The sequence below is a fragment of the Mesorhizobium sp. LSJC280B00 genome, assembly GCF_000502835.1.
GTDB lineage: Bacteria > Pseudomonadota > Alphaproteobacteria > Rhizobiales > Rhizobiaceae > Mesorhizobium.
In genome coordinates, this window is sequence record NZ_AYVL01000028.1 from 62,249 (window position 1) to 88,568 (window position 26,320).

Annotated in this window: 27 protein-coding genes, 1 tRNA gene and 1 pseudogene; 16 read left to right on the top strand and 13 right to left on the bottom strand. The window is 62.5% G+C overall.

Annotation, left to right across the window (positions count from 1 at the left end):
• Positions 1–80: 80 nt before the first annotated feature.
• Positions 81–166: transfer RNA gene (locus X773_RS76725), tRNA-OTHER, on the bottom strand.
• Positions 167–244: 78 nt separating this feature from the next.
• Here X773_RS76725 and X773_RS0139225 point away from each other — a divergent pair.
• Positions 245–358, top strand: a pseudogene (locus tag X773_RS0139225) (IS5/IS1182 family transposase); the annotation flags it as partial.
• Between the two features lie 36 nt (positions 359–394).
• On the opposite strand, the gene X773_RS67570 reads toward X773_RS0139225, so the two are convergent.
• Positions 395–1,171, bottom strand: coding sequence for an alpha/beta hydrolase-fold protein (locus X773_RS67570; RefSeq protein WP_023679539.1), 777 nt, complete (start codon positions 1,169–1,171; stop codon positions 395–397).
• Positions 1,172–1,175: 4 nt separating this feature from the next.
• On the bottom strand, positions 1,176–2,342 hold the full coding sequence (locus tag X773_RS67575; protein WP_023679540.1) for an ATP-grasp domain-containing protein: 1,167 nt from the start codon (positions 2,340–2,342) through the stop codon (positions 1,176–1,178).
• Between the two features lie 806 nt (positions 2,343–3,148).
• On the opposite strand from X773_RS67575, the gene leuA reads away from it, so the two are divergent.
• The 4 genes from leuA to X773_RS67595 all read left to right on the top strand — a co-directional run bounded on the left by leuA (position 3,149) and on the right by X773_RS67595 (position 8,607).
• Positions 3,149–4,885: a 2-isopropylmalate synthase gene (leuA, locus tag X773_RS67580; protein ID WP_051406229.1), complete on the top strand. Its 1,737-nt coding sequence runs from the start codon at positions 3,149–3,151 to the stop codon at positions 4,883–4,885.
• Positions 4,886–5,028: 143 nt separating this feature from the next.
• Positions 5,029–6,825, top strand: coding sequence for a hypothetical protein (locus tag X773_RS67585; protein WP_023679543.1), 1,797 nt, complete (start codon positions 5,029–5,031; stop codon positions 6,823–6,825).
• 226 nt (positions 6,826–7,051) lie between these two features.
• Positions 7,052–7,855 carry an alpha/beta fold hydrolase gene (locus X773_RS67590; protein WP_023679544.1) on the top strand — a complete coding sequence of 268 codons (804 nt, stop codon included), beginning with the start codon at positions 7,052–7,054 and terminating at the stop codon, positions 7,853–7,855.
• A 134-nt stretch (positions 7,856–7,989) separates the two neighbouring features.
• Entirely contained in the window at positions 7,990–8,607 is a 618-nt protein-coding gene (locus X773_RS67595; RefSeq protein WP_023679545.1) for a hypothetical protein, read from the top strand.
• 75 nt (positions 8,608–8,682) lie between these two features.
• On the opposite strand, the gene X773_RS67600 is transcribed toward X773_RS67595, so the two are convergent.
• Complete coding sequence (locus X773_RS67600; RefSeq protein WP_023679546.1) at positions 8,683–9,615, bottom strand: metallophosphoesterase; 933 nt, start codon at positions 9,613–9,615, stop codon at positions 8,683–8,685.
• Between the two features lie 53 nt (positions 9,616–9,668).
• Here X773_RS67600 and X773_RS67605 point away from each other — a divergent pair, with 53 nt between their 5' ends.
• A complete protein-coding gene (locus X773_RS67605; protein WP_023679547.1) occupies positions 9,669–10,169 on the top strand; it encodes an NUDIX domain-containing protein in 501 nt (166 codons plus the stop codon).
• A gap of 307 nt (positions 10,170–10,476) precedes the next feature.
• Here the strand turns inward: X773_RS67605 and X773_RS76730 are convergent, their stop codons facing one another.
• Positions 10,477–10,626, bottom strand: a complete 150-nt coding sequence (locus X773_RS76730) for a hypothetical protein (RefSeq protein WP_156937441.1) — start codon at positions 10,624–10,626, stop codon at positions 10,477–10,479.
• Between the two features lie 119 nt (positions 10,627–10,745).
• Positions 10,746–11,735, bottom strand: coding sequence for a glutathione S-transferase family protein (locus X773_RS67610; protein ID WP_023679549.1), 990 nt, complete (start codon positions 11,733–11,735; stop codon positions 10,746–10,748).
• A 281-nt stretch (positions 11,736–12,016) separates the two neighbouring features.
• Here X773_RS67610 and X773_RS67615 point away from each other — a divergent pair, with 281 nt between their 5' ends.
• The 4 genes from X773_RS67615 (at position 12,017) to X773_RS67630 (ending at position 14,686) form a co-directional block, all read left to right on the top strand.
• The gene (locus tag X773_RS67615) at positions 12,017–12,571 is read left to right on the top strand and encodes an N-acetyltransferase (RefSeq protein WP_031212608.1); all 555 of its coding nucleotides are present in this window, start codon (positions 12,017–12,019) and stop codon (positions 12,569–12,571) included.
• Positions 12,572–12,634: 63 nt separating this feature from the next.
• Positions 12,635–13,396, top strand: a complete 762-nt coding sequence (locus X773_RS67620) for a 3-hydroxyacyl-CoA dehydrogenase (RefSeq protein ID WP_023679551.1) — start codon at positions 12,635–12,637, stop codon at positions 13,394–13,396.
• 16 nt (positions 13,397–13,412) lie between these two features.
• Complete coding sequence (locus X773_RS67625) at positions 13,413–14,174, top strand: HugZ family protein (RefSeq protein ID WP_023679552.1); 762 nt, start codon at positions 13,413–13,415, stop codon at positions 14,172–14,174.
• A 173-nt stretch (positions 14,175–14,347) separates the two neighbouring features.
• Positions 14,348–14,686 (top strand): metalloregulator ArsR/SmtB family transcription factor, encoded by a 339-nt coding sequence (locus X773_RS67630; protein ID WP_023679553.1) that lies wholly within the window; start codon positions 14,348–14,350, stop codon positions 14,684–14,686.
• Between the two features lie 71 nt (positions 14,687–14,757).
• Here X773_RS67630 and X773_RS67635 read toward each other — a convergent pair whose 3' ends face one another.
• Entirely contained in the window at positions 14,758–15,762 is a 1,005-nt protein-coding gene (locus X773_RS67635) for a L,D-transpeptidase (RefSeq protein ID WP_023679554.1), read from the bottom strand.
• A gap of 314 nt (positions 15,763–16,076) precedes the next feature.
• On the opposite strand from X773_RS67635, the gene X773_RS67640 reads away from it, so the two are divergent.
• The gene (locus X773_RS67640; protein WP_023679555.1) at positions 16,077–16,874 is read left to right on the top strand and encodes an RNA methyltransferase; all 798 of its coding nucleotides are present in this window, start codon (positions 16,077–16,079) and stop codon (positions 16,872–16,874) included.
• Between the two features lie 37 nt (positions 16,875–16,911).
• On the opposite strand, the gene X773_RS67645 is transcribed toward X773_RS67640, so the two are convergent.
• Both X773_RS67645 and X773_RS67650 read right to left on the bottom strand, forming a co-directional pair.
• Positions 16,912–18,075 carry a hypothetical protein gene (locus X773_RS67645; RefSeq protein WP_023679556.1) on the bottom strand — a complete coding sequence of 388 codons (1,164 nt, stop codon included), beginning with the start codon at positions 18,073–18,075 and terminating at the stop codon, positions 16,912–16,914.
• A 147-nt stretch (positions 18,076–18,222) separates the two neighbouring features.
• Positions 18,223–18,804 (bottom strand): DUF1134 domain-containing protein, encoded by a 582-nt coding sequence (locus X773_RS67650; protein ID WP_023679557.1) that lies wholly within the window; start codon positions 18,802–18,804, stop codon positions 18,223–18,225.
• A 340-nt stretch (positions 18,805–19,144) separates the two neighbouring features.
• On the opposite strand from X773_RS67650, the gene X773_RS67655 reads away from it, so the two are divergent.
• Together X773_RS67655 and X773_RS67660 are read left to right on the top strand one after the other, a co-directional pair.
• Positions 19,145–19,774 (top strand): histidine phosphotransferase family protein, encoded by a 630-nt coding sequence (locus X773_RS67655; protein ID WP_023679558.1) that lies wholly within the window; start codon positions 19,145–19,147, stop codon positions 19,772–19,774.
• A 240-nt stretch (positions 19,775–20,014) separates the two neighbouring features.
• A complete protein-coding gene (locus X773_RS67660; protein ID WP_023679559.1) occupies positions 20,015–20,383 on the top strand; it encodes a response regulator in 369 nt (122 codons plus the stop codon).
• A gap of 104 nt (positions 20,384–20,487) precedes the next feature.
• Here X773_RS67660 and ctrA read toward each other — a convergent pair whose 3' ends face one another.
• Positions 20,488–21,183 carry a cell cycle two-component system response regulator CtrA gene (gene ctrA / locus X773_RS67665; RefSeq protein ID WP_006203583.1) on the bottom strand — a complete coding sequence of 232 codons (696 nt, stop codon included), beginning with the start codon at positions 21,181–21,183 and terminating at the stop codon, positions 20,488–20,490.
• A 452-nt stretch (positions 21,184–21,635) separates the two neighbouring features.
• On the opposite strand from ctrA, the gene X773_RS67670 reads away from it, so the two are divergent.
• Complete coding sequence (locus X773_RS67670) at positions 21,636–22,013, top strand: flagellar export protein FliJ (RefSeq protein WP_023679560.1); 378 nt, start codon at positions 21,636–21,638, stop codon at positions 22,011–22,013.
• Between the two features lie 61 nt (positions 22,014–22,074).
• Here X773_RS67670 and X773_RS67675 read toward each other — a convergent pair whose 3' ends face one another.
• The gene (locus X773_RS67675) at positions 22,075–22,470 is read right to left on the bottom strand and encodes a helix-turn-helix domain-containing protein (RefSeq protein ID WP_023679561.1); all 396 of its coding nucleotides are present in this window, start codon (positions 22,468–22,470) and stop codon (positions 22,075–22,077) included.
• Between the two features lie 93 nt (positions 22,471–22,563).
• Here X773_RS67675 and X773_RS67680 point away from each other — a divergent pair, with 93 nt between their 5' ends.
• Entirely contained in the window at positions 22,564–23,490 is a 927-nt protein-coding gene (locus X773_RS67680) for an NADP-dependent oxidoreductase (protein ID WP_023679562.1), read from the top strand.
• 57 nt (positions 23,491–23,547) lie between these two features.
• On the opposite strand, the gene X773_RS67685 is transcribed toward X773_RS67680, so the two are convergent.
• Positions 23,548–23,823 carry a DUF1153 domain-containing protein gene (locus tag X773_RS67685; RefSeq protein ID WP_023679563.1) on the bottom strand — a complete coding sequence of 92 codons (276 nt, stop codon included), beginning with the start codon at positions 23,821–23,823 and terminating at the stop codon, positions 23,548–23,550.
• Positions 23,824–24,084: 261 nt separating this feature from the next.
• Here X773_RS67685 and mnmA point away from each other — a divergent pair, with 261 nt between their 5' ends.
• Positions 24,085–25,275 carry a tRNA 2-thiouridine(34) synthase MnmA gene (mnmA, locus tag X773_RS67690; protein ID WP_023679564.1) on the top strand — a complete coding sequence of 397 codons (1,191 nt, stop codon included), beginning with the start codon at positions 24,085–24,087 and terminating at the stop codon, positions 25,273–25,275.
• Between the two features lie 13 nt (positions 25,276–25,288).
• On the opposite strand, the gene X773_RS67695 is transcribed toward mnmA, so the two are convergent.
• Positions 25,289–26,263: a Gfo/Idh/MocA family oxidoreductase gene (locus X773_RS67695; RefSeq protein WP_023679565.1), complete on the bottom strand. Its 975-nt coding sequence runs from the start codon at positions 26,261–26,263 to the stop codon at positions 25,289–25,291.
• Positions 26,264–26,320 lie beyond the last annotated feature (57 nt).

Below are 26,320 nucleotides of genomic sequence, written 5' to 3' on the forward strand. Positions count from 1 at the left end.
TGCGGCCACCATCTGTCACTACAAACGGCATCGGCATCCGCAACTGTAGTACTAGGTCGTGAACTCGTAAAGCGGGGCGTCGCCAGCGGCAGGGATCGAACCCGCACCTGAGCCAAGAGGCTCAGGATCACTGTGGTGATACTTTTACCAATTCCGTCACGCTGGCACCTGCCTCGTAGCGCAAATTTGCGCGGATCGCCATTCGAGGCTTCTCTTGTGGCGTCCGAGCCGATTCAGCGTCGGCATGAGCCGATACGACCTGCCCGACTTCGAGTGGCGCGTGATCGAGCCGCTCCTGCCCAACAAGCCGCCAGGCGTGCCGCGTGTGGATGACCGCCGCGTGCTGAACGACATCTTCTCAAGGCGACTGTGGCTGCGCTTATGAGTCGGTGGCCTAATCCAGCCGGTGCATCAGATCGTCGTCCAGCCAGCGAGCGAAGAAATAGACCAGTTGCTTGTGCCACCACGGCCAGTCATGGGCGGCATCGCCGCCCCAATAATCGACCCAGGCCGGAATCGACTTGTCACGCAGGATCTGTTCCAGCGCCTGCGTATCGGCCAGCATCCGTTCCTCCCAGGCACCCTGCCCGCAGCAGAAGATCAGCCGCAGCGCCTTCAGCCTGCCAAGCAGCCGCGGATCGACGATACCCGGCAGGTAGTCGAGCGGCGAGTTGAAGAAAATCTGTCCGTCGAGCGCGCTGCCGAAGAAATCGTGGGTCGAATAAACCCCCGACAGCGCGATGACGCCGCTGGCCAGCTCCGGAAAGCGGAAGACGAAATTCGACGAATGATAGCCGCCCATCGAGCAGCCGCAAAACAGCGGCTTCAGCGTACGCCCGCCATTGGCCTCGGCTGCGACAGACAGGAGTTCCGGCAGCGCCTCTTCGCGCACATAGCGGAAATACGCTTCATGCCGGGCGATGCGATGGGCCGGCTCGGCATGGCGGTCGAAGAAGGATTCCGCATCGATGCCGTCCAGCGTGAACAACTGGATGCGACCGGTGTCGACGAACTCGGCGAGAGCCGAGACCGCGCCGGAATCCTCGAACTGGTAGAACCGCCCTTGCGAAGTCGGGAACACAACCACGGGTCGGCCGGCATGGCCGTAGCGCTTGTATTCCATGTCGCGGCCGAGGTTGCGGCCAAAACCCTTGTGGTAGGAAACGTCCATCGCCTCACGCCTTTTCCGCATGGATATAGTCGACCGCCCGGCGCAGCGCCTTCGGGTCGGTGGAGCGCAGCTGATAGGCGTAGTTTCCCATGGCGCGGCTGAAAACCTCCTCGATGGCGTGATGATGGACGATCATGCCGCCATGGGCGGCCAGCACGTCGGCATGGCTGTGCACATAGTTGAGATGCCGCTTGCGGCTGGCATAGGCGGTGAAATACTTGCCCCTGTAAGGGCCGCCGGCGGCGTCCTTGACCACCATGTCGGCCCAGGCGGCATAGACATCGATATCGAAGGTGTAATTGATGGCATCGGTCATCCAGGCGCCAGGCGGCCGCATGTTGACCTCCAGCGCGATGACCCTGTCATCCCTGGTTTCGAACAGCTCGATGTGGAAGAAGCGCTCGCGCACGTCGAACGCCTTGAGGATTTTCCTGCCGGCCTCCTCGACCGCCCGGCTGATCTCGGGAAAACAGACATAGCTCATATGTCGGTCGCGGTTGACCACCTCCATGACGCTCTGGTCGTAGCGGTGGCTGGCGGCCAGCACCACCTCGCCGTCGCGGTTGACCAGCCCGTCATAGGTCACCACCAGCCCTTCGATGAATTGCTCCATGACGAAGCTGACGCCTTCCGGCTTGTCCCTGAAGAAGCTGTCGAGTTCGCCGGCGTTGGAGATTTTGAAAGTGTTTGAGGCGCCGGAGCCCGAATCCGGCTTCACCACCACGGGATAGCCGACACGTCGGATGAAGGTCATGGCGCCGGCGCGGTCGGAGCATTTGCGTTGCGGGATGGTTTCGACGCCGCTCTTGCGGAAGAACGCCCGCATGCGGCTCTTGCGTTTCAAATTCTTCACGAAGTCGAGCTTGGTGCCGAAGATGTTGAAGTCGGTGCGGATATTGGCTTCCAACTCCAGCCAATGCTCGTTGAGCGATTCGAACCGGTCGACGCGGCCCCATTTGTGGATGAAATGGCCGATCGCCCGGAACACCGGCTCGTACTCCTCCATGTCGTCGATGCGGTAATATTCCGAAAGGGCTGCCTTCAATTTGCCGTCCAGCGCATCGAACGGCGCGTCGCCAATGCCGAGCACGGTGGCGCCGGCCTTCTTCAGCCGGTCGCAGAAATCGGCGCCATTGGCTGGAAAATGCGGCGAGAAGAACACGAAGTTCATGGACGATCCCTCCCGGCGGCGAGCCATTGCACCCCCGCCGACAATCGACTCTGGCGCATTTGCCGGGCTCGGGGAAGAGCAACTGGATCAGGTGAGCGGCTGGGTCCGCGAAAGGTGACGCCAAAACCGTGAAATAAAAAACCCGCCTCGACGGCGGGTCCTCGGCGCCAATCAGCACCATACCCAAATTAGTAGCATAGCTGCCGGCACAAAGCAAGAACAAAGTTTCTATAATCAGGAAAAATCGCTTCATGTCGGCGCCGCGCCTTCATTGCAGCTTGGGTTCCTCGCCCCACGAAAATGGCATAGGTGGCTCGGCGAAGCCGAGACGGAGAGGGGACTGCGCCCTACGAAGCCCCCTCTCCGGCCGCGGAGCCTGTCCTCGGGCTTGCCGAAGGCAAGACCCGTGGGCGACCACCTCTCTCCCGTTTCGCGACGGCGCGGAACCCCGGTCTTGAGGCTGGATCGGCAGCTTCTGCGACAGCGAGGCTCCCACTTGCCTCGCTTTGCCCGCTCCTGTATGAAATCCGCCATGAGCCCGCGCGCCACCTCTTTTGCGTCCCGTCCGACCGGCATTGCCGGCCAGACCGTTCGCGCGCTTGCCTCCACCCTGCTGCTTCTCGGCCTTATCGGCGATCGCCGGGTTCGCTGAAGGAGCGCCCGGCGGTCGAATTGCCGCTCACGCGCACGCTCCTTGGCCATTCACAAATTGGCACGTCACATCAAGCGAACGAAATTCTGGTAAAGGCGCCGCTCGCCACCAATCCGCCTGAAGCTGGATCCGCGAGCCGCCGGGAGAAAAGACGATGAACGCACGAGAAGATATCCGTCTGAATGTAGAGGAAACCGCCAAGCCCGCGAGGGGCATGCCGGATGCTGCCCGCAAATACCAGCCCTATCCGACCGTCGGTCTTGCCGATCGCACCTGGCCTTCGAAAGTGATCGACAAGGCGCCGATCTGGTGCTCGGTCGACCTGCGCGACGGCAACCAGGCGCTGATCGATCCGATGGGCCAGGAACGCAAGGCGCGCATGTTCGCCCTGCTGCTCGACATGGGCTTCAAGGAGATCGAGATCGGCTTCCCGTCGGCCTCGCAGACCGACTTCGATTTCGCCCGCTGGTGCATCGAACAGGGCAACGTGCCCGCCGACGTCTCGCTGCAGGTGCTGGTGCAGTGCCGGCCGGAACTGATCACCCGCACTTTCGAGGCGCTGAAGGGCGCCACCAATCCGATCGTGCATTTCTATAACTCGACCAGCGAGCTGCAGCGCCGCGTCGTCTTCGAGAAGGACGTCGCCGGCATCAAGCGCATCGCCACCGATGCGGCCAAGATGATCACCGACATGGCGGCGAAAGCCGGCGGCGGCTACCGTTTCGAATATTCGCCGGAGAGCTTTACCGGCACCGAGCTCGAAGTGGCGCTGGAGATCTGCAACGCCGTCACCGAGATCGTCAAGCCGACGGCGGAAAACAAGCTGATCATCAACCTGCCCTCTACGGTCGAGATGTCGACGGCCAACATCTATGCCGACCGCATCGAATGGATGTGCCGCAATCTCGACAACCGCGAGAACCTGTTGATCTCGCTGCATCCGCACAATGATCGCGGCACCGGCATCGCCACCACCGAACTCGGCCTGATGGCGGGCGCCGACCGCGTCGAAGGCACGCTGTTCGGCAATGGCGAGCGCACCGGCAATGTCGACATCGTCACGCTGGCGCTCAACATGTACACGCAAGGCGTCGATCCCGGGCTCGACTGCTCCGACATCAACCGCATGAAGGACGTCTACGAATACTCCAACCAGCTGAAGATCCCGGAGCGCCACCCTTATGTCGGCGAGCTCGTCTACACCGCCTTTTCCGGCTCGCACCAGGACGCCATCAACAAGGGCATGAAGGCGCTGCGCAAGGCCAACACGCCGCATTGGGAGGTGCCCTATCTGCCGATCGACCCGGCCGATGTCGGCCGCAGCTACGAAGCCATCATCCGCATCAACTCGCAGTCCGGTAAGGGCGGCATCGCCTATGTGCTGCATGCGGATTACGGCCTCAACCTGCCGCGCAACCTGCAGATCGAGTTCAGCCAGGCTATCCAGGCGATCACCGACGCCGAAGGCAAGGAGGTGCCGGTCAAGCGCATCTACGAGCGCTTTCTCGACACCTATGTCGACCAGCCCGGCGCGCGGCTGAAGTTCCTCGACCACCACACCTATCCCGACACCGAGGTCAAGGGCCGGCGCGTGGTCGAAGCGGTGATCCTCGACAAAGGCAAGGAGGTGACCATATCAGGCACCGGCACCGGCCCGATCGACGGCTTCGTCGATGCGCTGTCGCGCCATGTCGGGGTGCCGATGTCGGTGCTGGATTATTCCGAGCATTCCATGCAGCGCGGCTCGAATGCCTCGGCCATTTCCTATGTCGAGATGGAACATCCGGGCGGCAAGCTGTTCGGCGCCGGTATCAACACCAACATCGTCGCCGCCTCGCTAGAAGCCGTGGTTTCGGCCGCCAACCGCATCGTCGGCCGAAAGGGCGGCTAGCCGAGACCGCCAGGCCCGCGCATCAGCCCACCGGAAATTTTATCCGGTGGGTACGCTATCGCACCATAAGCACATGCTTGTAAGGCGCCGCCAGCGCGATATGATCGTACCTCAACCTGTGCCGAATTCGAAGGGATCGACACTTGCAGCATACCACGCCTGCCGCCCCCGCAGTGCGCGAAACGTTGGAGCGATTGCTTGCCAGCGAAACGTTCGGACGATCCGAGCGCGCGCGCAAGCTGCTCCGCTACCTGGTCGAGCGCGAGCAGGCAGGCGAAGCCGACAGGCTCAAGGGCTTCTCCATCGCGATGGACGTGTTCGGCAAGGACGGCGATTTCGACCCGTCGACCGATGCGGTGGTGCGGGTGCAGGCCGGCAGGCTGCGCGAGCTTCTGCAGCAGTATTTCGCCAATGAGGGCGTTGCCGAACCGGTCCGCATCGCCATTCCGCGCGGCGGCTATGTTCCGTCCTACGAACTCAACGCCATTCGCTTGCCGGCGGAGGTGGAGCCCAAGGCAGAAAACAAGCCGGAGCTGGCAACAGAGGAAGCGGCGACGACCGCCCCGCCCGGATCGCTGGAGGACGCCCGCAACCGGGCACATCCGGCTGCATTGCTGAGCGTTCCAGCCGTCGCCCCTGCTGCTCCTTCGCTGCAACGCCATTTGCAGTTCTTCTGGCTGGCGATCGCGCTGGTCATCCTCATGCTGGGTGTGCTGATCCTTCGCCAGGGCAGCGTGGTATTGCTGACCGGCGGCGACACGGCGGTCGAGACCGCGGTGGCGACCGGCAGCATTGCAGCGCCTCCCGTTGAAAACCTCCCCCAGGTCTACATCGCCATCAAGGCCGACAGCGACCTGGCTCGCCGTGTCGCCGCATCGCTGCGCGCCGGCCTCAGCGGCTTCGATACCATCAATTTCATCGGCCGTGATGCCGACAGCCCGCCCGATCCAGTAACCGACGCCGCCAGCTTCGTATTCGATGTCCTGCCCGGGCCGCGTAGCGGCGACATCATGCTCGAGCTGCAAAGCGTGGCGACCGGCCGCGTGCTGCTCTCACGCAACCTGACCGCCGGCGACAGCGCGAACACCGCCATCGAGGACCAGATCTCCGGCATTTTGAGCTCGGCTCTTCCCGCCTCGGGCACGATCTACAACTACATCGAGCAGAGCGGCATTCAGACCGGGCTAACGGCGTGTCTGGTGCTCAACGGCAAATATTATCTCGACCAGAACGCCCAGACGCACGAAGCCGCTTACCGCTGCCTCGAAGATCTTGCCAACCGGGAGGCGAAGTCGTCGCTCGTCTATTCGGAACTCGCGTCCTTGCATCTCGAAGCGGTCACCGACCACTATCCCTACCCCGCCGACGCGACGATCGACAAAGCCATGACGTTTGCCCATCGCGCCATCCAGATGGGCCCGACCAGCCCCTACGCGCACCGCGCCCTTGGTTATCTCAACTCGCGCATGGGCGATTCCGCGGAATCGATCCGCTGGATGCGCAAGGCCTATGAGCTCAATCCCTACGATCTCGCAATGGCCGCCGCCTATGGCTACGGGCTGGTTTTCGCCGGCAGGTACAGCGAGGGCACCCCGATCATCGCTCACGCGGTGGACATCGCCAGCGCCCATCCGACATGGTGGGATTACGGGCTGTTCGCCGGAGAGTTCATGATGGGCGACATGAACAAGGCCACGCTCGCCAGCGACGGCTTGCGAACGACGGAAATGAAATCGCATTATCTGGCGGCGCGGCTGATCGGCGCCAAGGCTGCCGGCCGCGAGAAGCTGGCGAGCAGGCTGCTGCAGGAACTGACCACCAAATTTCCGAAATTCGCAGCCGATCCGCGCACAACCTTCGTCGAGCGAAGATATCCCGCCGATCTGACCAACCGGCTGGTGGAAGCCCTGCGTGCCGCCGGGCTTGGCGGCGCCAGCTGACGTCTCCCGGCGCGTGCACGACGTCAGGTGATCGCGAAGATTTTACTGGCCATCCGGACGGCCAAAGCGCAATTCAGACACAATTTGAACCGGCCAATCTGATCCCACATAGGTCTGATCCCGCATAAGACTGATCTCCGCATAAGTCTGACCTCCCGCAAAGACTGATCCGCATAAGACCGCCCCGGCATCCTGACTGATCCCGGCACCAAGCCATAAAGTTTGCATGACCTCATCCCTTTACGCTGCCGAACGGGGCACCGGCCCGACAACGATTGCCTTCCTGCATGGTTTCGGTGGCTGCCACGACGACTGGCGCGATGTGGCCGAGTCTCTGGCGCCCGGCGCGCGGACCCTGGCCTATGATCTGCCGGGACATGGGCTGTCGCTCGATTTTCCGGGCGGCGGTCCGGCCAGGATCGCGGCCAGTGCCGTCCTTGCCGATCTTTCCGCTCGCGGGATAAAGCGGGTTCATCTCGTCGGTCATTCGATGGGCGGCGCCGTGGCCGCCCTGATGGCATTGAGCGAGCCGGAAAAGATGGCCTCGCTGACGCTGCTGTCGCCGGGCGGTTTTGGTCCTGAGATCAATGGTCCGCTGCTGCGTCGCTACGCCGCCGCTGCCGGCACGGATGAAATCCGCGCCTGTCTTGCCGCCATGTCGGGACCGCAAAGCCGGCCCTTGCAGCATAGGGTCGATCTCGTCAACGAGATGCGCCGGCGTCCCGGCCAGTCGCGGACACTTGTCGAGTTCGCAGCCGCCATGACCAGGGATGATCGGCAAGGCGTCATTCAGCGCGAACGGCTGGAAACGCTGAATATGCCGGTCATGGTGGTTTGGGGAACCGACGACGCGGTGCTGCCGGTCAGCCAGGCGGACGGCGTGCCGAAGCATTTTCATCTGCACCACGTGCTGGAAGCCGGCCATATGCTGGTCGAGGAAGCGCCCGGCCTGGTCGTCGAGGCCGTCCGTCGCAATATGCGACGCCGCAGCAGGCGGCTTCGTCGGGGATTCGCCGCTGCGGCGAGCTGATCGGTCTTGGCACTGGCACGGCGGCGGCACTGGTGCTGCTCCAGCGAACCCTTGCCCGCTCCTCGATCTCGCAAGTGCAATTTGCCGGCGGCTGTGTTAATTCGGTGTTAACCAAACCCCGCGAGGCAACGCCGATGAAGGACGCAGGCGAGAACATCACCCAGATCGATCAGTCGCGAAAACTGTCCGATGCCATTCGCGACGTCAAGAACGCCTTCGCCGACCGCGACGACGTCGTCGTCGAGATGCGCGAAGCGCATCGCATGCGGCTCGATCTGCTTGCCGCCGAACTCGCGCCGGTCTTCGGCGACGTACCCACCGACATGGACAGTTTCGACTTCGCCGTCTCGTCCGGCCTGCAGCCACGGCTGTGGATCGACGCCGTCAGCCATGTCGCCATGGGACGCGACCGCCGCACCTACCGCTTTCTCAAGGACACGCGCATCGGCCGCGTCGTGCTCGCCGAGTCGACAGAGATGAAGGTCGTTGCCGACCAGGTGACGCGCTATGTCGCCGAGCGCGTCGTCGAACGCCAGAGGATGATGGAAGGCGGCATCGAGCAGGCCGTCGCCGGCCTGAAACGCGCCCTGGTGGCGGAGGCTGAGCCGCCGCTGCATGTCGCTGCGCGCAGCAACGGCTGGTCGGCGTTCTTCTCGGGCCTCGGCCTGATCGCCGCAGGCGCCCTGGTCGGCCTGGCGATTTCGCTTGTGCTGTTCTGGGACCGCATCGTCGCGATGAAAATCAGCTTTTAAAGCATTTGCAGCCAAGTGATGTCACTTGGCGTCGCAGAGTGCGGCTGACGACCGGCGAGACGCTCCCATCTGAGTTTACCGCGCCCCGGCAAGCGTGGCCTCGGCCCCCACGCCAAGCTCCATTGTCTGCAGGTCGCTGGGCGGCAATGCCGGCCCGGTCAGGCCGCGGCGCGTCAGCCTGATCCGCCAATTGTCCTTTTCACCGTCGATGTCGAGCAGATTGTATTGCGCCGGCGCATGCGAACTGCCGGGGGCCTGCCCCGCCGCGGCGACCCCGACCACCGGGATTTTGGTCTTGCGGGCGCCGATGAAGAAGAGCGACGGCACATGCGAATGGCCGTGCAGCACAAGCTCGGCGCCGTGTCGGTGAAGAACCTTGTGGAAGCGCGAGATGCCGAACAGCCGCTTGTTCTGCGAAACGGCGCCGCGCACCGGCGGGTGGTGGATCATGATCACCCGGAACAGGCCGCGCTTGCCCGTGGCGTCGAGCATGTCGCGCAGCCGTTCCGCCTGGCCCTCCAGAAAGAAGCCGTTGGCCATGAATGGAGCCGTGGCGCGCGCCGTCGTGACGCCGACCAGCGCAACATTGCCGCGTACGCGCAAATAGGGAAAGGTGTTGCGGTCGACCGGCGTATTGACGCCGTCGCCGGTCATCCACGCCGCCCAGGACCGGCAGGTCTTGTCGAAGGCGCCCGGCACATAGGCGTCATGGTTTCCCGGCACGACCGACACGTCATTGGGCGAGCCCAGCGTCTCCAGCCAGTGCTTGGCCATCTCGAGCTCACCGTCGAGCGCCAGATTGACCAGGTCACCGGTGATGGTGAGATGGTCCGGCCCGCTGGCCTTCATGTCGGCGACGATCGTGTCGATGACGGCATCATGCATGTAGCGGCGGCGGTTGCGCTGCCAATTGACATAACCGACCACGCGCTTGGAGGCGAGATCGCGATAGGTTACATCGGGAAGCGGCCCCAGATGGACATCGGAAATATGCGCGAGCCTGAACATCTTTTCTTCATAGGCGAGGCGCGCGCGGCTTTCCACTCACGGTTTCGCGGACGATGACGACGCCGGATCCGGAGCAAGCCCTGCGTCAGACCGGCTGGCCGGGCTTCAGGGCAAGGCTGTTTCACCTGTACTTCGTACTGCGGCGGCCGATGACGCTCGGCGTGCGCGGCTTGATCCACGACCGCCGCTCCAATTCCGTCTTCCTCATCCGCCACACCTATGTCCCGGGCTGGCACCTTCCGGGCGGTGGCGTCGAGTTGGGCGAGACGATGATCGAGGCGCTGACGCGCGAACTGTTCGAGGAAGGCAACATCGCGCTGACCGGACCGGCGGTGCTGAAATCCCTGCATTTCAACCGCCGCGCCAGCCGCCGCGATCATGTCGGCCTTTATCTGGTCGAAGAGTTCGACCAGCCAGCACCCAAGCTGCCCGACCGCGAGATCGCCGAAGCCGGCTTCTTCCCGCTCGACCGCTTGCCCCAGGGCACGACACCGGCGACGCTGCGGCGGATTGCCGAAGTTTTTGAGGGGAATTCGGCATCGCCTTACTGGTAGATCATCTCTTCAACAGCTTTGGCTGCTTCGGTATAGACCGGCAGCATCCATTGTTCTCAGAGAGATACATGCTGAGCGATGAGGAGAAAAAATGCAACACAGCCAAAACGATAGGTTTAGAATCGCGCTCTATGTATCACTTTACACGGGAATTTATGTGAATAGCATTTTCTGTGATAGCCTTAATTTCGACAATAGTTCTTGCGATAGATCCATATATTTTAGCAAAAGTTGGAAGATTCATCCAATTCGCAATACAATTAGTTGCGGCATTCGTGACATATTTCGTTTTTATAAAGCGACATGCTCAGCTTTTTACTCGCACTGAATTCTGGAAAATGGTCGGCTTCTCAACCATGATAGAAATGATTTTGGGAATGGCTGTGCTTCTGCCGTCGGGATTGTTACGCGCAATCCCGCCCCAGATGTCGGTCCTGATCGTCATGATCAGCGGCATCGTTGCGTTCCTGGCAACGTCGCTCGGCTACTCCAATCGATTTGGAAATACCATATTGAAAGCTGAACTCGTTAGAAGGGCAAAGATGGACTCCGAAACCTTCCGCTAGGTCACCGGTCTCACGCCGCCTTCCTGAATCGCGCCCGGTCATGCGGCGCGGCGTAGTCCAGCTCCGGCCCGACCGGCACGATGCGCGTCGGGTTGATCGTCTCGTGGCTGCTGTAATAATGCGACTTGATGTGGTGCAAATTCACCGTGCCGGCGACGCCTGGCACCTGGTAGAGGTCGCGCAGATAATTCGACAGGTTCGGATAGTCGGCGATGCGGCGCAGATTGCACTTGAAATGGCCGACATAGACCGGGTCGAAGCGGACCAGTGTCGTGAACAGCCGCCAGTCCGCCTCGGTGATGCGGCCGCCGACGAGATAGCGCTGCCTTGACAGACGGTCCTCCAGCATGTCGAGCGTCGAGAACAATTCGCCGAACGCCTCCTCGTAGGCCGCCTGCGTGGTGGCGAAGCCGGCGCGGTAAACGCCATTGTTGACCGCGGGATAGACCAGCGCGTTGACCGCATCGATCTCACCGCGCAGCGGTTGCGGATAGAAATCGAGCCTGGCATCGCCCCATTCGTCGAAGGCCGAATTGAGCATGCGGATGATCTCGGAGGATTCGTTCGAAACGATGGTCTGCTCGCGTTTGTCCCACAGCACGGGAACGGTGACCCGGCCCGAATAGCCGGGATCGGCCCTGGTGTAGATCTGGTGCAGGAAATCGAGGCCGTAGAGCGTGTCGCCGGTGGCGCCGTCCTCGGCCAGGAACGTCCAGCCGTCGGCGCCCATGAAATGATGGACGACCGAGATGGAAATCACGTCCTCGAGTTTTTTGAGCACGCGAAAGATCAACGTCCGATGCGCCCACGGGCAGGCGAGCGAGACATAGAGGTGGTAGCGGCCGGGCTCGGCCTTGAAGCCGCGTTTTCGCCCTTCGGCCGGCGCGCCGTCGCGGGTCACCCAGTCGCGCCACTGCGACTGCGCGCGCACGAATTTGCCGCCGCTCTCCCCGCTATCGTACCGGCGGTCCTGCCATTGGCCTTCGACTAGCAATCCCATGCAATATCCTTTCGCGTTCCTGTCCGATGTAGGGCACCAAGCGGCGCCGCGGAAATCCCCGATGCTGAACAGATCGTCAACGGCTGCGTCGTCGAGTGCGGTCGGCTGCGCGGGCCGATTGCGGCGGCTGAAAATTGGTGCTAGCGGACAATCCGCATGTTCGACTTTGCCGTGATCCGGTTCGACCGACGACGAAAGAGCGCCCGCGCTTGATGAAGCGCTGACTGGCGAATGCTGCCGCTTGCAGCAAACCTTTCCTCGCATACCGGAACGCAAAGACCATGAGCCTTGCCGACTTGAAATACCTGGCCGACGTGAAATACCTACCGGAAACTCCGGCGCACGATCCTGAAATCGAAGCCATCAATGACGAGGCCTTCGGGCCGGGCCGTTTCGTGCTCGCCGCCTACAAGATCCGCCAAGCTGGCCCGCACGAACGCGCTTTGTCATTCGTGGCCGTCGACGGCGCAATCGTCGTCGCCTCGGTACGGATGACGCGCATCGCCGCCGGTGCCGGCCGCGCGCTGATGCTCGGGCCGCTCGCCGTGCAGCCGGCCTTCAAAAATCTCGGCATTGGCCGCAAGCTAGTGGCAATCGCGCTGGAAGCCGCCGCCAAGGCCGGCGCACCGGCGGTGATGCTGGTCGGCGACGAACCCTACTACGGCCCGCTCGGCTTCAGGAGGCTGCCGCGCGGGCAGATCTCGATGCCGCGTCCGGTCGACCCCGACCGGCTTTTGGCGCACGAGATCGTGCCGGGCGCGGTGGCGAGGCTGGCGGGCGAGGTTTGCCACGCCGACCAGGCAAGGATTGCCGCGCACATCGCCGCGATGGCATGACCGTGCCGGTGCTGTCGCACGGTGGCTTCGCGGCATAGTCTGGGCACGGAGGAGGACGTCGAGATGAACCCGAACGGCCAGATTGCGATCGTCACCGGTGGCGGCTCCGGCCTTGGCGAGGCGACGGCGCGCGCTCTTGCCGCCGGCGGCGCCAGGGTTGCCGTCCTCGATCTCGGCATCGAGCGTGCGGCCAAGGTGGCGGCTGACATCGGCGGCATCGCCGTCCGATGCGATGTGAGCGACGCCGAGAGCGGTGCCGCCGCAGTCGCGGAAGCGGCAGAGACGCTCGGCGCACCGCGCATCCTGGTCAATTGCGCCGGCATCGTTGTCGGCATGAAGACGATCGGCAAGGACGGACCGCATCCGCTCGATCAATACCGCAAGGTGATCGAGGTCAATCTGATCGGCACCTTTAACATGATCCGCCTGGTCGCCGACCGGACCGCCAGGCTCGAACCGCTGCAGGGCGGCGAGCGCGGCGTTATTATCAACACCGCATCGGTCGCAGCCTATGACGGCCAGATCGGCCAGGCTGCCTATTCCGCGTCCAAGGCCGGCGTCGTCGGCATGACGCTGCCGGTGGCGCGCGATCTCGCCCGCTCCGGCATTCGCGTCTGCACCATCGCACCCGGCATCTTCAGGACGCCGATGATGGCCGGCATGCCGCAGGAGGTGCAGGATTCGCTCGGCGCCGCTGTGCCCTTCCCTTCCCGTTTGGGCGAGCCTTCGGAATACGCGGCACTTGCCTTGCACATCATCGAGAACCAGATGCTCAACGGCGAGACAATTCGCCTCGACGGCGCTATCCGCATGGCGCCGAAATAAACGCGACGGTGGTGCTTTGGACAAACCAAAAAAGGACGTGATCCGCGCGACCGATCCCAAGGCGATCAGGCTGGCAAAGACGCTGATCCGCAGCGCCCGTTTCGGCGCGTTGGCAGTGCTCGAACCAGGAACCGGTTCGCCGCTGGCCAGCCGGGTCGGCGTCGCCACAGACATCGACGGCACGCCATTGATCCTGGTATCGATGCTGTCCGCCCATACCGGCGCCATCCTTGCCGACCCGCGCTGTTCGTTGCTCGTCGGCGAACCCGGCAAGGGCGATCCGCTGGCGCATCCGCGATTGACGCTCGTCTGCCGCGCCGTGCGGCTGGAACGCGGCTCGAACGAGCACGCCCGCGCCGAGCGGCGCTACCTCAACCGCAATCCCAAGGCAAAACTCTATGCCGGGCTCGGCGACTTCTCGATCTTCCGGCTCGAACCGGAGCGCGCCAGCCTGAACGGCGGCTTGGGCAAGGCCTATCTGCTCGACCGCACCGATCTGGTCGCGACGGGAGCGATCGTCGAAGAGCTTGCCGCCGGGGAGCAATCGGCGCTCGACCACATGAACGCCGACCATCTCGATGCGATTGCCCTCTACGCAAGTCATTTCGGCGGGGCCGAGAGCGACGGCTGGATCGTCACCGGGTTCGACGCCGACGGGATGGATCTGATATCGGGCGACAATGTCTGTCGGGTTTTCTTCCCCGAGCCGCTGAGAGCGGCGCGCGACCTCAGGCCTGTCCTGATCGACATGGCCAAGGCTGCCCGATCGGCAAAATAATCACAGCCGCACGGTTAATCGGCTTGCATGGAAAGCAAGCCTTGAGATTTGAGCGAAATGTTCTACCTTTGCGAGTGACGCTGAATCGCTGGCGTGCATCTATAGGGAAAGTCTATGGAATCCGACGCTATTGCCCCCATAGCGGCGGATGAGCAAGAAGGCATGGGGGATCTATGGTCTCGAACAAACTAGTCGCCAACGCCGGAACCGCGGCTGCGTTTCTGACGCTGATGGGCAACGAAAAACGTTTGTTGATCATGAGCTATCTGGCCGAGGGCGAGATGTCGGTCGGCGCCATAGCCGAGAAGGTATCGCTCAGCCAATCCGCCCTGTCACAGCATCTGGCCAAGCTCAGGGCTTCCGACCTTGTCGAGACCCGCCGCGACCGGCAAATGATTTATTATTCCTGCAAGTCCGCGGCGGTGCGCGAATTGCTGCACATGCTGGACGGCATTTTCGGCGAAGGTGAACTGTCGCAGATGGCTCACCGGCTGCGTCGCGCCGGGACCTGAGCGGCCGGGCGGAGAATGCCCCGCCAAATCCGCCTTGCTGCCAAGTCCGCTTTGCTGCCAAGTCCGCTTTGCTACTGAACGCGCTCGTCGGCGGCCTGCGCAATCTCGTCCTTGAACTCGACCTTCGTGCCCGGCTGCACCATGGAGGCAAGGTCTTCGGCATCCCAATTGGTCAACCGGATGCAGCCATGCGAAAAGGTGGTGCCGATCTTGCCCGGTTCGGGCGTGCCGTGGATGCCGTAGCTTTCGATGGAGAGATCGATCCAGACCGATCCCACGGGGTTGTTCGGCCCGGCAGCGATGGTGAAGGGCCGCTTGGTCTTGACCCCCTTGAAAGCGAAGTCCGGATCGTAGTGATAGGTAGGGTTGTGCACCACGCGCCTGACCTCCGCCATGCCGCTTGGCGCCGGCTTCTCCTCGCTCCCAATCGAGGCGGGGTAGACCGCCAGCCATTTGCCGGCACGGTCGAGCACACGCACCAGGCGGGCGCCCTTGTCGACCTCGACGACGGCAACGCCGGCGGGAGGGTCGCTCCTGCCGACGTCAGGCACCACCAAGGTCGTGCCGGGCTTCCTGAACCTGGTGCCCGGACTGAGCATTCTCAGCAATTGTTCGCTGACGTGGAAGCGCTCAGCCAACCTCTCCACCGCATTGCGATAGCCGAGCCGCCGCAAGCGGGCCATCCTCTCCAAGCGAGCCGGAATACGCCTGGTGAAAGGTCCGCGCACATCCTTGCGCATCACCTCATAGGTCACCAGCACCGGCTTGGCGGAGGTTGCGATAAGTTTGCTCCAGGTCTGTGGACTGAGCTTGCCATCGGGCGGAAGTCCGTTTGCCACCTGAAACGCGGCGACGGCTTTGGCGAAGTTCTGGGAAAGGCGACCGTCGATGAGGCCCGGCGAGAAGCGGGCGCGATCCAGAAGGATCTGCGCCTTCAGCAGCATCGGATCGACACCCGTCGGTTCGCCGATAGTGAATTGGGCCTGATTGACGGTGGTTGGATCGAGCTTGGCCGCGCGAGCCACGCCGCATGCGAGGGCAAGCGTGGCGGCAAAGACGAGGAGGAGCCTGATCATCGATGTCCTCCCAGGACCGCAGCAGGAGCCCGCCTCTATGACGCGGCATGGCCCTGTGTGGTTCCTTCGCCCATCGAAATTCTGCATTGAAGCGGCTTGGCCGAAGAGCCGTGCCGCGGAAATCAAATATCGCCGTGCCGCCAGGAGGCCAGGCAGGGCGTCTCCGCCCGGCGCCTAGTGATTGGATTTGACCGTTAGAACGGCGTGCATCCATTTGGACGCTGAGATACGGTCTGAACTCCTTCGGATCGGGCATCGTGCCTTCCGAAACCGAATCCCGATTCGCGGCCGACGCATGGTCCGCCGAGGAAGCCATGAATCCGATCCGCATAGACGACCCGCAGGATCCTCGCGTCGCCGCCTATCTCGACATCCGGGAACGCGATCTTGCCGGCCGGCAGGGCCGTTTCGTCGCCGAAGGCAAGGTGGTGCTCGACGCGCTGCTTGCCGCCCGTCGCTTCGAGGCAGAATCGGTGCTGGTGCTCGAGAACCGGCTGGCCGGCCTCGATGACGTCCTGCGCAAGGCGCCTGCCGGGCTTCCGATCTATGTCGCATCCGGCGAAGTCATCGACAGGATTGCCGGATTCCACATGCATCGCGGCATATTGGCGATCGGCCGCAAGGGCGCGGCCGTCTCCGCTGAAGCTTTGCTCGGCGCACTGCCCGCCCGCGCGCTGATCGTGGTGCTGGTCGGCATCGCCAATCATGACAATATCGGCTCAATCTTCCGCAATGCCGCCGCCTTTGGCGCGGATGCCGTGCTTCTCGATCCGACCTGCTGCGATCCGCTGTACCGCAAGGCAATCCGCGTCTCGGTCGGCGCCGCCTTGAAAATTCCCTTCGCCTCCTTTGCCGACGCCGCGGCCTGCACCGCCATGCTCGACCGGCAAGGCTTCAGCCAATTCGCCTTGTCGCCGCGCGGGCAGACCGACATTCGCGATGCCAAGACAAACGAACGGCTGGCGCTCTATCTCGGCACTGAGGGCGAAGGCCTGCCGGAAAGCCTGCTTGCCCGCCTGCAGACGCTGCGGATCGGTATGGCGCAAGGTTTCGACAGCCTGAACGTCGCCGCCGCGTCAGCTATCGCGCTGCATCATTTTTCCGGAGCCTAATTTAGAGCCGGGGCGTCCCGCTCGCGCTTGCGGAATCTCAGTCGGTCGAAGCGGCCTTCTGCAGCGCCCGCACCCGATCGGCAAGGCTGCGTCCGCCGCTCCCCGGCCGCGTATCCTCAGGCGCTGCAAGCGCCCGGGCGATCGGTGAATCCGGCCCGTCGAGCTTTGCCGTCAAGGCCACGACTTGCGCCGCCAGATCGTTCATCTCTTCGCGCAACGCCGCGCTGGCGCTGCCGGTATCGTCTCCGGCCTGTGATTTCGACGTTTCGACGGCAGCAAGATCTGTCTTCAGCCGCCTGTTCTCGCGTGCCAGCGACGTCAGCCTGGCCTCCAGCCGCTCGCGGTCGGCGTCGAGCTTGGCGGTTGTCTGTTCGACGTCGCCGTTGACGGCCACATTGACCTGACTGCCTGGCACGCCGGCAACACCCACCGCAGGCGCCCTTTCAGCGCCTTTCGGCTTTTCGCGAAGGCGCACCAGTTCCTTCTCGCGGCGCTCCAGCCTGTCCTCGCGATCGGCCAGCGAGGCGAGCAGGCGTTCGACCTTCTTTTCCAGGTCGCCGGTTCTTTTCTTCTCGGCCTTCAGCGCGTCCCGCAAAACCTTGCTTTCGGCTGCCAATTCCTGGCTGCGCCTGTCCGCCTCCTTGCGCTGGCCGCGCAGCAGCGAAATGTCGCTCGCCAGCTTCTGCAGCTCGGATTCGCGCGCCACCAGCTCGATCTGCCTGCTGCTGGATGAAAAACTGGCGTCGTCATACATGTGCTCCAGTTTCCGCAGTTCGAGCCCGCGCTTTTCGAGGGCGCGCTCGGTCTCCGCAAGCCGTTCCGACAGCTGCTGCAGCTGCTCATCGCGCTTGCGAAGCTCCTCGCCCCTGGCTGTAAGATCGGCGACGACCCGGTTCTTGTCCTGTCGCTCGGCCGCCAATTCCTTCAGGGCTTCGCGGTCGCGGCCGATCTCGACCAGCTGTTCGGCGGCTTTCTCGCGCAATGATTTGACGGTCATTTCAAGCCGGCGCACCGAAACGGCGAACTCGGCGCGAATGCGATCCTTGTCCGCCTGGATCTCGGCCAGCGTCAACGGCATCGAGCCCTCGACGCGCTTGCGCGTCAGCGCCACCGCCCGCCGCCACACGGCCGGAGCAATCATCAGCGCCAGAAAGCCGGCGCAGAGAAAGCCGAGGACAAAGAACAGGATCGACTGGACCAAGATGACTATCCGTTGTGCATGGCAACCGCCAAAGGTCGACTTTGCCATCTTCGCATGACGGAAATCCGGCGCCACGGCAAGAGTATGCCGCGGCAAAGCTCAGACCGTGGGATCACAGGTCCAATCGCAGTGGCGCCATCATGCAGGTCAGAACGGATTCCAGGTCGCGCGCTGGGTGAGCTTGAGGTAGCCGAGATTGACGCCGAGCCGGGCGCCGACGCCGGTACGGATCGGCACGAGCAGCACATTGTTGTTCTTCAGCACGTTGAAGCCGACGCCGGCGACGACATAGGCGGAGCCGGCGACGCCGCCAAAACGATTATAGAGGCTGCTCACATCGTCGAGATTGTAGACCAGCATCATGACGCGCGAGCCCTCGCCGCCGAAATCCCAGCCGAGCGACGGGCCTTGCCAGAACACTTTGTGGTCGCCGGCATTCTTGGTGTAGAGCGTGCCTTCGCCATAGGTCAGGCCACCGATCAGCGCCCCGGACCCCTCTTCGCCGAGCAGATAGCCGTTCGGCAGGCCATAGGTGGCGAAAATCTTCTCGACGACGGTGGCGAGCCCGCCCGATGTAGCGCCGAAGAATTTATGACCGGAATCGACGATCTCCTGCGCCGTGTATTCCTGCGCCCGCGCGGCCGATGCCGAAAAGGCGACAAGGCCGATGAGCGCGATCGTCATTGAGATGACACGGAAAAAAGTCCGGTCGTAGAATCGGGAAACCATGCTTCCAATCTCCGTCAGGGAGCACTTTCGCCGACGCCTCGCACCCGTACGGCTCTTTGGCGGCCGTTAAGGATGACTGTTAGGGGCAAACTATGCCGTAATCCTTTTTCAACCATTAAACTCCCACATGAAGATGGCGGTTCGAAGGCTGTTTTCACATCGCCCGCGCAGCACCCTGCTGCGTGAACACGCCATTTTCGACAATCATGATTTCGGATTTGTTGCTGCACGCACAAGCGCTGTGTATTCAGAATGCTTGGGAGAGAGCGTGATTCGTGTGGACAGGCGTGATCATGATCGCCCGGTCATTGTGTTGTGAAATTTGCAGGGATTTTTGCCGATGGCCGAGCTTTTCACCCTTTCCGCACCCGATCTGGCAGCGCTGCTGTGCAGCCGGGTCTGCCACGACATCATTTCGCCGGTCGGCGCCATAAACAACGGGCTTGAGCTGCTCGACGAGGGCGGCGCCGACGAAGACGCCATGAAGCTGATCCGCCAAAGCGCCAAAAACGCCTCCGCCCGCCTGCAATTCGCCCGCATCGCCTTCGGCGCCGCCGGTTCCGCCGGCATGCTGATCGACACCGGGGACGCCGAGGCCGTGGCCATCGCCTTCCTGAAGAACGAGAAGCCGGAACTGATCTGGAACGGAACCCGCGCACTGTTGCCCAAGAACAAGGTCAAGCTGCTGCTCAATCTCATCCTCGTCGCCAACGCCGCCATTCCGCGCGGCGGCAGGCTGGTGGTCACGCTGGAGAACCTGGAGACCGAGCCGCGCTTTGCGCTCGCGGCGAGCGGCCCGATGCTGCGCGTGCCGCCCAAATTCCTGGAATTGCATTCCGGCCACAGGCCGGAAGAGCCGATCGACGCGCATTCGGTGCAGCCCTATTACACGCTGCTCCTGGCCCGCGAAGCCAACATGACGATTTCGATCCATGCGACCGCCGACGAGATCGTCCTTTCTGCAGTCTGAAGTTCTGCTAAGAGCCGGAAAAGTATTTTTCTCCAAATCATATTTGCGGCGTCGTCTTAACATCTGTGAGACCGGCTTGCAGATTGATTGCGTGAAGCATTGCGAAAGAATATTTCACTAAAAAACACCTTCAGGAAAATTTTACCTAACGGCTTTTCGGCTTCTTTACCAGATCGGCCTATGTTCCCCGGCAGATGCCACGACGCTGTCGGTTTGCCGCATGGCAAAGAGGGTCCGGGAATGAAACGCTGCATGTTCGTCGACAATTCGAGCGTCATCAGGAAGGTTGCAAGGCGTATCCTGGGCGGTTCCGGCATGATGGTGATCGAAGCCGCCAGCGGCCATGAGGCGATCGAGATGTGCGCGGTCGACATGCCTGATATCATCGTCGTCGACGGCGCCTTGCCGGACATGCAGGCGCAGGACCTCATCCGCCGCGTGCGCGCCATGGAAAGCCCGGTAGTGCCGCAAGTTTTGATTTCGCTGGTCGAGGTCGACGTCGGGGCGATCATGCGGGCAAAGCGCGCCGGCGCCCAGGGCTACCTGCTGAAGCCGTTCAACCGGCCGCAACTGCTCGAGTGCTTCCGCGCCTTGAAGATTGCCGCCTGATCAGAGCCTGTTCCATCTCGATGAAATCGGGATGAGCTCTATCTCGTTGTTTTACCAGGTTCTTTTCCGAAAGCCGGCGCCCATTTTGGGATCATGCCCTTGCTTCAGGCGCTGACCCGGATATCTTCAGGCTCACGCAGCACATAGCCGCGGCCCCAGACGGTCTCGATGTAATTCTGCCCGCCAGACGCGGCGTCGAGCTTCTTGCGCAGCTTGCAGATGAAGACGTCGATGATCTTCAGCTCCGGCTCATCCATGCCGCCATAGAGATGGTTGAGGAACATTTCCTTGGTCAGCGTGGTGCCCTTGCGCAGCGAGAGCAGTTCCAGCATCTGATATTCCTTGCCGGTCAGATGGACGCGCTGGCCACCGACTTCAACGGTCTTGGCATCGAGATTGACCACCAGGTCGCCGGTGGTGATGACCGACTGGGCATGGCCCTTGGAACGCCGCACGATGGCATGGATGCGGGCGACCAGTTCGTCCTTGTGGAAGGGCTTGGTCATGTAATCGTCGGCGCCGAAGCCGAGGCCGCGCACCTTGTCCTCGATGCCGGCCATGCCGGAGAGGATGAGGATCGGCGTCTTCACCTTGGAAAGGCGGAGTGTTCTCAACACTTCGTAGCCCGACATGTCGGGGAGGTTGAGGTCGAGGAGAATGATGTCGTAATCATAAAGCTTGCCTAGATCGACACCCTCTTCGCCAAGGTCGGTCGTATAGACATTGAAACTTTCTGATTTCAGCATCAGCTCGATGCTTTGTGCGGTTGCACTGTCGTCTTCTATCAGCAGAACGCGCATTTCATTCCCCTTTTCTGCTGCCGGACCATTTCACGACCCGTCCAGGACCGGAGCAGTGATTGCCCTGAGCAGAGGCTGCCATCGAATGGTTAATAAAACCTAATTCCCCGTCCGTGACGGTATCAGATTTTTTAACCCCTTTCTACACCTTGTTGAATCCAATAACGAATCACAGACCCAAACCGTTAATGCGGCACATTAATAAGCCAGACTAAGTGACTCTTCGGACTCGTTGGCCAGGTTTCGCGACGAGAAGCAGAATTTTTACCCGCCCTTAAGTCCTGAGCCGTATGATTAACAATGCCCGTAAACGAATGGTTACCGCCGGCAAAAAACTTTAGGAGTTTGTTTCCCATAGTTCGGGGAAAGCCGGTGGAAACGGGGTCAGGCCTGGGCCTTGCCGGGTGAATTGGACGATATGTGCAGGTGTGCGTTTCCGGGAGTACCGAATCATGAAGTCACGTGAAAACCTCGTTCGGCTGAAGCAATTTCAGGTGAGCGAGAAGCGGCGGCAGCTGCTGCAGCTCGACATGATGATCGCCGAATTCGAGCGCATGGCCGTCGAGCTGGAACTTCAGATCGCCGCCGAAGAGAAGAAGGCCGGCATCACCGACATCAATCATTTTGCTTATCCGACCTTCGCCAAGGCGGCACGCCTGCGCCGCGACAACCTCAGGAATTCGCAAAGCGACCTCGCCCAGCAGCGAAATGTCGCCGAATCATTGCTGAGCGAGGCCGAAGCCGAGCTTTCCAAGGCCGAGATGCTGGAATCGCGGGACACCAAGACGCGCGACACGGAAGCCGGCAGCCGCAGCGCCATGATCGGCTAAAACAAGGCTTTAACGCGCGCCGCGCTTGAGCGCCATTGCTGCGCACCGAACGGTGCCGGCCTCAGGCACCCAGATATTCTTGGTGTTCCGCCGCCCGCGCGCGGGCATCCTTGATGTCGGGCACATGCTGCTCCGACCAGGCTCTGATCTGATCGAGCAGTCCTGCCAGGTTCTGGCCGAGTTCGGTCAGCTCGTATTCGACTCGCGGTGGAATGACCGGGAAGATTTCGCGCCGCACAAGGCCGTCGCGTTCGAGGATGCGCAGGGTCTGCGTCAGCATTTTCGGCGTGACGCCTTCGAGCTTGCGCGCCAGTTCGCCGTTGCGAAGCCGGCCGCGGCGCAGCGCACAGATCACAAGGTGGACCCATTTGCTGGCGAGCGTCTCGAGCACGGCGTGTGACGGGCACGACCGCCGAAAGGCGTCATAGCCGAAAGGGGAAACATCTTCACTATCCATGAGGTGCGTATATATCAAAAAGGTACATACTAGACAAGAGAATGTGACTATCCAAATGATAGTGGTACATCAAAACCAGCAGGAGAGCCTTCCATGCGTGCCATTATCCAGAATTCCTTCGGCGGACCCGACGTCCTCGTCATTGCCGATCGCCCCGCGCCATCACCCGAGGCCGGCGAAGTGCTCGTCCGCATCGAGGCGGCCGGCATCAATCCGGTCGATGGTGCGGTGCGCGGCGGCCACTATCCGCTGCTCGGCGAGCCGCCTTTTGTCCTTGGCTGGGACGTTTCGGGAGTTGTCGAGGCGCTGGGCTCCGGCGTCTCCGGCCTCAAGGTCGGCGATGCCGTGTTCGGCATGACGCGCTTTCCCAAACAGGCGGCAGCCTACGCCGAACTCGCCGCTGTCCCGGCTGATGAGCTTGCGCCGAAACCTGAAGGCATAGATCACGCGCAAGCCGCCGCGCTGCCGCTGGCCGGCCTGACGGCCTGGCAAGGCCTTGTCCGCCATGGCCGGCTCGATTCTGGCAAGCGCGTGCTGATCCACGCCGGAGCCGGCGGCGTCGGCCATCTGGCGGTGCAGATCGCCAAGGCGCACGGCGCTTACGTCGTCGCGACCGCCAGCCCGGAAAAGCTCGATTTCGTCCGCTCGCTCGGCGCCGACGAGGTGATCGACTACACAAGGGATGATTTCACCGGGAAGGCCCGCGACATCGATCTGGTTCTGGACCCGTTCGGCGGCGTGCATGCGGAGCAATCACTGAAAGTGCTCACGGCCGGCGGCGTTCTGGTGTCGCTGCTCGATGTCAGCGATGCCACCAAGGCAAAGGCCAGGACGCGAGGCATCCGCGTCGAGCGCATGTCCGTAGTGCCCGACCGTGCCGCTCTGGTGGAGCTCGGCAAATTGATCGACGCGAAAAAGCTGGCCGTCCACGTGGCAAAGGCGTTTCCGCTCGAACAGGCCGGTGCCGCCCATGCCTTTCTCGCCACCAGGCCGATCGGCAAGGTGGTGCTGACGGTCTGAAATTGCAGATCGTCGCCCCTCGCAAACGTAAGGGCGCTGATCAGCGCCCTTATCGGCCTAATGCCGGTATTGCTGGATGCGCGTGGTGCGCAGGCCGGCAAGGCCGTATTCGTCGATCGACGCTTGCCAGGACAGGAATTCCTCGGTGGTGAGCTTGTAGCGCTGGCATGCCTCTTCGAGGCTCAAAAGCCCGCCACGCACCGCCGCCACCACTTCCGCCTTGCGCCGGATAACCCAGCGACGTGTGTTTGTCGGCGGCAGATCGGCGATGGTAAGTGGGCTGCCGTCTGGCCCGATAACATATTTGACTCGCGGTCTAATTAGATCGGTCATCGTACTCTCTACAAAAAACTCAAAGACCCAATCCCCACCACATTACCACCACAGCTTTAAAATTTGCCTAAGCAGACCCTAATGGTTAGGTAAGGATCATGAACGCGGCGTTAGCCTTTTCATCGGCATTTGAAACATCTGCCGGCAAGCGCATTGAACCCGGCAGGAAAAATGAGCCGGCCCGGCAAAGCTGGCGCAGCCGAGACGCTTGACCTATATTCCGGCCATTGGCATTGAAGCGCCGCGCACAACGAAAGAACCATGAACAGCCTCGATCTTCCCGGACGCCCCGAAAACACCCGCGTCGTCGTCGCCATGTCGGGCGGTGTCGATTCGTCGGTCGTTGCCGGCCTCCTGAAGCGCGAGGGCTACGACGTCGTCGGCGTCACGCTTCAGCTTTATGACCACGGCGCGGCAACGCACCGGGCCGGCTCATGCTGCGCCGGCCAGGACATCGACGATGCCCGCCGCGTCTCCGAGACGCTCGGCATCCCGCATTACGTCCTCGATTACGAGGAGCGCTTCCGCAAGGCGGTGATCGACCCGTTCGCCGAGAGCTATGTCGCCGGCGAAACTCCGATCCCTTGCGTTTCCTGCAATCAGACGGTGAAATTCGCCGACCTTCTTGCGACCGCCAAGGAACTCGGCGCCGACGCGCTGGCGACCGGCCACTACATCCGTTCCGGCGCCAATGGCGCCCACCGCGCGCTTTACCGGCCGGTCGACGCCGACCGCGACCAGAGCTACTTCCTGTTCGCTACCACCCAGGCGCAGATCGACTATCTGCGTTTTCCGCTCGGCGGCCTGTCGAAGCCTGAGGTTCGCGCCATCGCCGAGGAGATGGGACTGACGGTTGCGGCCAAGCAGGACAGCCAGGACATCTGCTTCGTGCCGCAGGGCAAGTATTCCGACATCATCGCCAAGCTGAAGCCGGCTGCCGCCAATCCGGGCGACATCGTCCATATAGACGGGCGCGTGCTTGGCCGCCACGAGGGCATTTTGCGCTACACCGTCGGTCAGCGCCGCGGCATCGGCATCGCCTCGGGCGAGCCGCTCTACGTCGTTCATCTCGACGCCGACCGGGCCCGCGTCGTCGTCGGCCCGCGCGAGGCGCTGGAGACCCACAAGATCTTCTTGCGCAACATGAACTGGCTGGGCGATGGCCCGCTGACCGCTATCCCGGCGGCCGGGCTTGAGCTTTTCGCCAAGGTGCGCTCGACGCGGCCGCCGCGCCCGGCCGTGCTGCATCACCGCGCCGGTGTCACTTCAGTGGAACTGGTCGACGGCGAATCCGGCATCGCGCCCGGTCAGGCTTGCGTGCTCTATTCCGACGATGGCAACGAGGCGCGCGTGTTCGGCGGCGGCTTCATCGAGCGCTCCGAGCGCGGCGCCGAGGCCGAGGCGATGCTGACGCGGCTTGCCGTCCAGCCGGCGCGCGTTCCCGCCGAATAGACGGCGTTTTCTCTTAGGGCCTTGTATGGGCGGGCCTTGTATGGGCGACGGTGCCGGCGGTCAGGATGCGCAGCACGCGGATGGCCTCCTCGCCGCTGGTGCGCGGTTCGGCCCGCGTCTCGATGCAATGGATGAAATGCTCCAGCTCGCGCGTCAGCGGCATGCCCTCACCGACCGCGACATAGGACGGCTCGTTGGCGGTGAACGCCCATTGGCCGCTGTCCTGCCACACCGCGTGGCGATAGACGGCAAGCTTGCGCTCCCACGACTCGACATCGTCGAACACCGCCATTGCCTTGGTGCCGACAACGGTCAGCCGCCGTTCGCGGTAAGGGTTGAGCCGCGAGGCGAACAGATGGCCGCGCAGGCCGTTGGGAAAGCGCATGTGCAGATGCGCAAAGTCGCTGAGATTGTCGAGAAGAGCAGCGCCTTCGCCGCGCACTTCGACCGGTTCGGTGCCGGTGATGGCCAGGATCATCGACAGATCGTGCGGCGCCAGATCCCATAGCGCGTCGTTTTCGGTGTGGAACTTGCCGAGGCCGAGCCGATGCGAATGGATGTAGCGGACTTCGCCGAGTTCGCCATTGTCGATCAGCGCCTTCAGCGTCTCGAAGGCGGGATGAAAGCGCAGCACGTGGCCGACCATGAAGACACGGCCATTATCGGCGGCCGCCTGCACCGAGCGTTCGGCATCGGCCACCGTCAGCGCGATCGGCTTCTCCACCAGCACGTCCTTGCCGCCGAGCACGGCGCGCACCGCCATGTCGGCATGGAACTGCGGCGGCAGCGCCATGACGATGGCGTCGACATCGTCGCGGGCAAACAGCGCCTCCGGCTCTATCGCCAGGCAATCCTGCTCGCTGGCAAAACCCTCCGCACGCGCGGGGTTGACGTCCGAAACCGCATGCAGCGCGCCGAGCGCCTTTAGGGTGCGGATGTGGTTGCTGCCCCAGTATCCGCAACCGAGGACTGCAATGCGCGGTTTCATCAATTCATGACCATGGCTTTCGTGGCCGAGACATAGCGACGTGCCTCGCTGAACTCA

What these genes read in the sequence shown, in the direction of transcription:
- X773_RS67615 (WP_031212608.1), top strand. Translation starts at nt 12,017, where the DNA reads ATGAGCCTTGCCGACTTGAAATACCTGGCCGACGTGAAATACCTACCG.
- X773_RS67600 (WP_023679546.1), bottom strand. Translation starts at nt 9,615, where the DNA reads ATGTTCAGGCTCGCGCATATTTCCGATGTCCATCTGGGGCCGCTTCCC.
- X773_RS67595 (WP_023679545.1), top strand. Translation starts at nt 7,990, where the DNA reads ATGAAGGACGCAGGCGAGAACATCACCCAGATCGATCAGTCGCGAAAA.
- X773_RS67620 (WP_023679551.1), top strand. Translation starts at nt 12,635, where the DNA reads ATGAACCCGAACGGCCAGATTGCGATCGTCACCGGTGGCGGCTCCGGC.
- X773_RS67670 (WP_023679560.1), top strand. Translation starts at nt 21,636, where the DNA reads ATGAAGTCACGTGAAAACCTCGTTCGGCTGAAGCAATTTCAGGTGAGC.
- X773_RS67630 (WP_023679553.1), top strand. Translation starts at nt 14,348, where the DNA reads ATGGTCTCGAACAAACTAGTCGCCAACGCCGGAACCGCGGCTGCGTTT.
- X773_RS67570 (WP_023679539.1), bottom strand. Translation starts at nt 1,171, where the DNA reads ATGGACGTTTCCTACCACAAGGGTTTTGGCCGCAACCTCGGCCGCGAC.
- X773_RS67605 (WP_023679547.1), top strand. Translation starts at nt 9,669, where the DNA reads ATGACGACGCCGGATCCGGAGCAAGCCCTGCGTCAGACCGGCTGGCCG.
- ctrA (WP_006203583.1), bottom strand. Translation starts at nt 21,183, where the DNA reads ATGCGCGTTCTGCTGATAGAAGACGACAGTGCAACCGCACAAAGCATC.
- mnmA (WP_023679564.1), top strand. Translation starts at nt 24,085, where the DNA reads ATGAACAGCCTCGATCTTCCCGGACGCCCCGAAAACACCCGCGTCGTC.
- X773_RS76730 (WP_156937441.1), bottom strand. Translation starts at nt 10,626, where the DNA reads ATGCCGCTGATCATGACGATCAGGACCGACATCTGGGGCGGGATTGCG.
- X773_RS67590 (WP_023679544.1), top strand. Translation starts at nt 7,052, where the DNA reads ATGACCTCATCCCTTTACGCTGCCGAACGGGGCACCGGCCCGACAACG.
- X773_RS67685 (WP_023679563.1), bottom strand. Translation starts at nt 23,823, where the DNA reads ATGACCGATCTAATTAGACCGCGAGTCAAATATGTTATCGGGCCAGAC.
- X773_RS67695 (WP_023679565.1), bottom strand. Translation starts at nt 26,263, where the DNA reads ATGAAACCGCGCATTGCAGTCCTCGGTTGCGGATACTGGGGCAGCAAC.
- X773_RS67655 (WP_023679558.1), top strand. Translation starts at nt 19,145, where the DNA reads ATGGCCGAGCTTTTCACCCTTTCCGCACCCGATCTGGCAGCGCTGCTG.
- X773_RS67635 (WP_023679554.1), bottom strand. Translation starts at nt 15,762, where the DNA reads ATGATCAGGCTCCTCCTCGTCTTTGCCGCCACGCTTGCCCTCGCATGC.
- leuA (WP_051406229.1), top strand. Translation starts at nt 3,149, where the DNA reads ATGAACGCACGAGAAGATATCCGTCTGAATGTAGAGGAAACCGCCAAG.
- X773_RS67660 (WP_023679559.1), top strand. Translation starts at nt 20,015, where the DNA reads ATGAAACGCTGCATGTTCGTCGACAATTCGAGCGTCATCAGGAAGGTT.
- X773_RS67640 (WP_023679555.1), top strand. Translation starts at nt 16,077, where the DNA reads ATGAATCCGATCCGCATAGACGACCCGCAGGATCCTCGCGTCGCCGCC.
- X773_RS67575 (WP_023679540.1), bottom strand. Translation starts at nt 2,342, where the DNA reads ATGAACTTCGTGTTCTTCTCGCCGCATTTTCCAGCCAATGGCGCCGAT.
- X773_RS67610 (WP_023679549.1), bottom strand. Translation starts at nt 11,735, where the DNA reads ATGGGATTGCTAGTCGAAGGCCAATGGCAGGACCGCCGGTACGATAGC.
- X773_RS67650 (WP_023679557.1), bottom strand. Translation starts at nt 18,804, where the DNA reads ATGGTTTCCCGATTCTACGACCGGACTTTTTTCCGTGTCATCTCAATG.
- X773_RS67675 (WP_023679561.1), bottom strand. Translation starts at nt 22,470, where the DNA reads ATGGATAGTGAAGATGTTTCCCCTTTCGGCTATGACGCCTTTCGGCGG.
- X773_RS67680 (WP_023679562.1), top strand. Translation starts at nt 22,564, where the DNA reads ATGCGTGCCATTATCCAGAATTCCTTCGGCGGACCCGACGTCCTCGTC.